7 protein-coding genes are annotated in these 6,007 nt (G+C 41.6%); 6 read left to right on the top strand and 1 reads right to left on the bottom strand.

Features of this window, described 5'->3' with window-relative positions; genetic code table 11:
- On the bottom strand, positions 1 to 464 hold a 464-nt coding region (locus BHE89_RS08160), incomplete at its 3' end, for a Tex-like N-terminal domain-containing protein (RefSeq protein WP_286145991.1).
- Between the two features lie 181 nt (positions 465 to 645).
- Between BHE89_RS08160 and greB the strand changes: the two genes are divergently transcribed.
- From greB to BHE89_RS08130, 6 genes are all read left to right on the top strand, one after another.
- Entirely contained in the window at positions 646 to 1,125 is a 480-nt protein-coding gene (greB, locus tag BHE89_RS08155) for a transcription elongation factor GreB (RefSeq protein ID WP_069369543.1), read from the top strand.
- 149 nt (positions 1,126 to 1,274) lie between these two features.
- A complete protein-coding gene (gene ompR / locus BHE89_RS08150) occupies positions 1,275 to 1,997 on the top strand; it encodes an osmolarity response regulator transcription factor OmpR (RefSeq protein WP_069369542.1) in 723 nt (240 codons plus the stop codon).
- Positions 1,994 to 3,334, top strand: coding sequence for a two-component system sensor histidine kinase EnvZ (envZ, locus tag BHE89_RS08145; RefSeq protein ID WP_069369541.1), 1,341 nt, complete (start codon positions 1,994 to 1,996; stop codon positions 3,332 to 3,334). Before ompR ends, envZ begins: the two co-directional genes overlap by 4 nt.
- 213 nt (positions 3,335 to 3,547) lie before the next feature.
- Positions 3,548 to 4,588, top strand: a complete 1,041-nt coding sequence (gene pstS, locus BHE89_RS08140) for a phosphate ABC transporter substrate-binding protein PstS (RefSeq protein WP_069369540.1) — start codon at positions 3,548 to 3,550, stop codon at positions 4,586 to 4,588.
- A gap of 77 nt (positions 4,589 to 4,665) precedes the next feature.
- Positions 4,666 to 5,625 carry a phosphate ABC transporter permease PstC gene (pstC, locus tag BHE89_RS08135; RefSeq protein WP_069369539.1) on the top strand — a complete coding sequence of 320 codons (960 nt, stop codon included), beginning with the start codon at positions 4,666 to 4,668 and terminating at the stop codon, positions 5,623 to 5,625.
- A gap of 1 nt (position 5,626) precedes the next feature.
- Positions 5,627 to 6,007 (top strand): ABC transporter permease family protein (locus BHE89_RS08130; protein WP_458694210.1); only part of this gene is annotated, 381 nt, incomplete at its 3' end.

The following is a 6,007-nucleotide window of genomic DNA, read 5'->3' as shown; positions in this document are numbered from 1 at the left end:
TTTGTATCATCAACACCCTTTTCGGTGTTGATATAAGCAGTTGCCGCGTCTTCTGGATTATGTTGTGGTTCATTCCACAGTAAATCCGCTAAAGGTTCTAATCCATTTTCAATCGCAATTTGGCCACGAGTACGGCGCTTAGGCTTATAAGGAAGATAGAGATCTTCAAGCTCTGTTTTACTTTGAGTTGCATTAATTGAAGAGTGCAATTCTGGTGTCAGTTTTCCTTGTTCTTCAATTGATTTTAAAATTGTTTGGCGGCGATCGTTGAGTTCCCGTAGGTAACCGAGGCGGGTTTCTAATTGACGTAATTGCGTATCATCTAATCCGCCGGTGACCTCTTTTCGATAACGGGCAACAAATGGCACCGTATTCCCTTCATCCAGTAACGTTATGGCCGAAAGGACTTGCTGGGGCTTAACAGAGAGCTCATCTGCAATAATTCGGCTTAATGATTCATTCATAATATATTTACCTACCGAGAGGAATAGTTAAAAAAGATGGCTATTATACACGCAGAGCACTAAAAAAATTTGGCAAATTTCCTATCTAGCTCGACAATTATGAGGAAATTAACAGATTATTTTAACATTCACGCTATAGTACCTTTATGAAATTCAATGTTGATGATAGTTTTTATTCGTAATGGCAAAAAGTAACTATATTACCCGTGATGGCTGGTATGCCTTAGACAAAGAGCTAAAATATCTTTGGAAAGAAGAGCGCCCGCGTGTCACACAATCAGTTTCAGAAGCGGCGGCACAAGGTGACCGTTCAGAAAATGCTGAATATATTTATGGAAAGAAGCGATTACGTGAAATTGATAGACGTGTTCGTTTTTTATCAAAACGTCTTGATGAACTCAAAATCGTTGACCCAGATCCTCGCCAAGAAGGAAAAGTCTATTTTGGTGCTTGGGTCACGCTTGAAGATGATAACGAAAATATCAAAACCTTTAGGCTTGTGGGTCCCGATGAATTTGATCCAGCAAAACAGTGGATTTCTATTGATTCCCCTGTTGCCAGAGCGCTTATTGGTAAGCAAGTTGATGATGAAATTAGTGTGCAAACACCCGGTGGTGAAGTTAATTACTGCGTATTATCTATCAAATACAATTCGGAATAAGATAAATCAATAGTTTTATTCACTTTAGCTGAGCCAATGAACAAGTTTTACCTATAAATTATTAACATTTATTCTTTGGTTTTGGTTTAATATTCTTATCGATGATAGAATTCGCTAACAAAAGCATTTGCACTTCAGGAGCTTAAAAAATGCAAGAAAGTTATAAAGTGCTAATCGTGGATGATGATTTACGTCTGCGTTCACTCTTAGAGCGCTATTTGACAGAGCAGGGTTTTCAAATCCGTACTGCCGCAAACGCCGATCAGATGGATCGTCTGCTCACTCGCGAATCTATCCATCTTATTGTGCTCGATTTAATGCTTCCTGGTGAAGATGGTCTCTCTATTTGCCGCCGCTTAAGAAGCCAAAACAACCCTATCCCTATTATTATGGTTACTGCGAAAGGGGAAGAGGTTGATAGAATTGTTGGACTTGAAATTGGTGCTGATGATTACATCTCAAAACCCTTTAATCCAAGAGAACTACTCGCACGTATTCGCGCAGTTCTCCGCCGCCAAGCAAACGAATTACCAGGTGCGCCTTCACAAGATAACGCCGTTATCTCTTTTGGTAAGTTCAAGTTAAACCTTGGTACACGAGAAATGTTCCACGAAGAAGAGCATATGCCTCTGACAAGTGGTGAATTTGCTGTATTGAAAGTACTGGTATCACACCCTCGTGAACCGCTTTCTCGTGATAAGTTAATGAGTCTTGCTCGTGGTCGTGAATACAGCGCAATGGAGCGCTCAATTGACGTTCAAATTTCTCGTTTACGCCGCATGATTGAAGAAGATCCTACGCACCCTCGTTACATTCAAACGGTTTGGGGACTGGGTTACGTCTTTGTTCCTGATGGAACCAGTGCTCAATGAGAAGACTGAGGCTTTCCCCTCACAATAAACTGACACGCTCGTTATTTCTGGTTATCTCGCTACTTTTTTTTAGCTTGATAGCCAGTTATATCGTTGTACAGCACCTTATTGTTGGACCAAGCCTGCAGCAATTTAATAAAGTATTAGCGTATGAAATACGCACATTAATGCCTGAAGAATTGATCCTAGTCGATGGCACTCCGCTAAAAATTTCCCCTGCATTACGCAATAAAATCTATAACGAATTGGGTATCTCTTTCTTTGATAAGGAAGCCGCACTTGAGGCAGGACTCTATTGGGCAAAAATGAATGATGAACTCAGTGAACAGATGACTGAGTATCTCGAAGGGGAAACCGAAATTTGGATCGAGAATACGTTGGAATATCCTGTCTTATGGGTCAATACACATATCTCTCCTTCTCTTTGGATCCGAGTCCCACTGACGGAATTAGGGCAAAACTACTTACTGCCTGTTTATCGCCAAGCGATTATTTTTATTATTATCGTTGTCGCTTTTTTCTGGCTTTATAGCCGTTTTCAAAATCGCCCACTCAATGAAGTAGAGTATGCCGCACGTCGTATCGGGAAAGGGGTTATTCCCCCTCCAATCCCTGAATCTGGCTCTTCTGAAATGCGATCAATTATTCGTGCCTTTAACCAAATGTCGTCAGGAATTCGCTCATTAGATAATGATAGAACGCTTGTTATGGCAGGTGTTAGCCATGATTTGCGTACACCATTAACTCGAATTCGTTTGGCAACGGAAATGATGAGCCCCGAAGATAGTTACCTTGCAGACTCTATCAATAAAGATATCGAAGATTGTGATGCCATCATTGGGCAGTTCTTAGACTATATGCGCACAGGTAAAGAGATGTCTTTAGAACTGTGTGATATGAATAATCTATTACAAGAAGTCATTTCAGCTGAATCTAATTCAGGAAAAATCAGTGAAGAACATCTTCATCCTGAACCTATCAATATCACCGCTAATCCTATTGCAGTAAAACGGGCACTTGCCAATATGGTTGTGAATGCCACTCGCTATGGCAATGGCTGGATAAGCATTTCAAGTGGCAAAAATGAAGAATATGCGTGGTTCCAAGTTGAAGATGACGGCCCGGGTATTCCACAAGAAGATAGACAACGACTTTTTCAACCTTTTGTTCAAGGTGAGCAAGCACGTAGCTCAACGGGTGCAGGTTTAGGATTGTCCATCATTCGCCGTATTATGGATGCTCATGGTGGTTATGTTGAGCTTGATGATAGCGTTAAAGGCGGATTATTAATTCGTGCCAACTTCCCATTAAAAGAACGTGAAGATGAGGATGATTAGTCCACTCGATTTCAAGTCTTAGACCGGCTTTTTATTACGCCATTTCCATTCTGTTTTTCTCCCCCTATAAATATTTCATCATTTTTTCGCTTTGTCATAAAACTGTCACAATTAAGACATTTAATTGTCATCAAACTGACCTATTGTCTGTGCGTACCGTAACCGAAGTTGATAGATGTCGAAATTTATTCTACCTATCCCACAGGAGGGATTATGAAACTGATGCGTACCACCCTGACTAGTGTCATTGCCGCTGCGTTTTCAATGACCGCTCTTTCTGCACAGGCAACGACCTCGCTGACTGGTGCTGGCGCAACGTTCCCTGCCCCAGTTTATGCTAAATGGGCAGATTCCTATCAGAAAGAAACGGGTAACAAAATTAACTATCAAGGCATTGGATCCTCTGGTGGTGTTAAGCAAATCATTGCAAATACGGTTGATTTTGGTGCTTCTGATGCGCCATTAGCAGATGATAAATTACAAGCTGACGGTTTATTCCAATTCCCTACCGTGATTGGTGGCGTTGTTATGGCAGTCAATATTCCTGGTATCAAATCAGGTGAACTGACCTTAGATGGCGAAACTATCGGTAATATCTATTTAGGCAAAATCCAAAAATGGAATGACCCTGCCATTGCTAAACTCAATCCTGGCGTAAAATTACCGGATCAAAATATCGCGGTTATTCGTCGTGCTGATGGTTCAGGAACATCTTTCGTTTTCACTAGCTACTTATCAAAAGTCAATAACGTCTGGAAAGATGAAGTCGGCGCTGGCTCTACCGTTAAATGGCCGACAGGCTTAGGTGGAAAAGGGAATGATGGTATCGCTGCATTCGTTCAACGTGTACCCGGTTCAATTGGTTATGTTGAATATGCTTACGCGAAACAAAACAATCTTGCTTACACTAAATTAGTCACCGCTGATGGCGAAGTTATCGCTCCGACAGCAGACAGTTTCAGTGCTGCTGCAAGAAAAATTGATTGGAGCAAAAGCTTTGCACAAGATCTGACTAATCAGAAAGGTGAAAATGCATGGCCGATTACATCAACCACCTTTATCTTAGTGCATCAGAAGCAGCAGAATGCAGAAAAAGGTAAAGAAGTACTGAATTTCTTCAACTGGGCTTACGACAAAGGTAATCAAGAAGCGAAAAATCTAGATTACGCCGTATTACCCACAGAAGTTGTAGAACAAATTCGTGCTGCATGGAAAACCAGTATTAAAGACAGTAATGGTAAACCGATTTACTAATAAAATTGGTAATCATTAAGAGATAAGTTAACGTTCACCCCCTGCTAAACAGGGGGTAATAAATTAAAAGAGGCTTTATGGCCGAGCATACAACGGTAATAAAGGCCCCTAGTAAACGAGGGGACGTTATTTTCAGCGCACTGGTTCGCCTAGCTGCGTTGGTTACACTTTTGCTTTTAACAGGTATCATTGTTTCACTGATTTTCGCCTCATGGCCAAGCATTCAACAATTTGGTCTTTCATTCTTATGGTCAAAAGAGTGGGATCCTCCTGCTCAGGAATTTGGTGCACTAGTACCTATTTACGGCACCATCGTTACCTCTGTCATCGCACTAATTATTGCCGTTCCTGTCAGTTTTGGTATCGCGCTTTTCTTAACGGAATTAGCCCCTAATTGGTTAAAACGTCCGTTAGGTATCGCGATTGAGTTACTCGCGGCTATTCCAAGTATTGTTTACGGCATGTGGGGACTATTTGTCTTCGCACCACTCTTTGCAACCTACTTCCAAGAGCCCGTTGGTAATGTACTTTCTTCCATTCCTATCGTTGGCGAACTGTTTTCCGGTCCTGCTTTTGGTATTGGTATTTTAGCTGCGGGCGTTATCCTCGCGATCATGATCATTCCTTATATCGCTTCTGTTATGCGTGATGTGTTTGAACAAACACCGGTCATGATGAAAGAGTCTGCTTACGGCATTGGTTGTACAACATGGGAAGTGATTTGGAATATCGTTCTACCTTATACCCGTAATGGCGTTATCGGCGGTATTATGTTGGGATTAGGTCGTGCCTTAGGTGAAACGATGGCAGTAACCTTTATCATCGGTAATACCTACCAGTTAGATTCTATCTCGCTGTTTATGCCGGGTAACAGTATCACGTCTGCATTAGCAAACGAATTTGCTGAAGCAGAAACAGGATTACACACGGCCGCATTAATGGAATTAGGGCTTATCCTGTTTGTCATCACCTTTATCGTTCTTGCGATTTCGAAGTTTATGACATTACGTTTATCAAAAAATGAAGGCGCGCGCTGATATGTCCAAAACATCCTCTTCTTCATTACAAGTTCAGACTGAAAGCGAATTACGCATACGCCATAAACGCCAACTTTGGCGTCGTCAAAAGAATCGTATCGCACTGTTCTTATCCATTTCGACTATGGCATTTGGTCTTTTCTGGTTAACGTGGATTTTATTCTCTACGTTCACCAAAGGCTTTGATGGTATGTCACTTGCGCTTTTTACTGAAATGACACCGCCACCGAATACCGATGGTGGTGGATTGGCAAATGCCATTGTCGGTAGTGGATTACTGATTTTATGGGCGACAGTGATTGGAACACCGTTAGGTATTCTTGCAGGGATTTATCTTGCTGAATATGGTCGCCGTTCATGGCTTGCTGAAACGACACGTTTT

The organism is Shigella sp. FC1967 (genome assembly GCF_001743005.1).
GTDB lineage: Bacteria > Pseudomonadota > Gammaproteobacteria > Enterobacterales > Enterobacteriaceae > Proteus.
Note: the sequence above shows the minus strand (reverse complement) of the source record. Positions and strands in the feature narration are given on the sequence as shown.

Bases quoted from the DNA above. Each gene is read 5' to 3' on its own strand.
- pstC (WP_069369539.1), top strand. From the start codon at position 4,666: ATGGCCGAGCATACAACGGTAATAAAGGCCCCTAGTAAACGAGGGGAC.
- pstS (WP_069369540.1), top strand. From the start codon at position 3,548: ATGAAACTGATGCGTACCACCCTGACTAGTGTCATTGCCGCTGCGTTT.
- envZ (WP_069369541.1), top strand. From the start codon at position 1,994: ATGAGAAGACTGAGGCTTTCCCCTCACAATAAACTGACACGCTCGTTA.
- ompR (WP_069369542.1), top strand. From the start codon at position 1,275: ATGCAAGAAAGTTATAAAGTGCTAATCGTGGATGATGATTTACGTCTG.
- greB (WP_069369543.1), top strand. From the start codon at position 646: ATGGCAAAAAGTAACTATATTACCCGTGATGGCTGGTATGCCTTAGAC.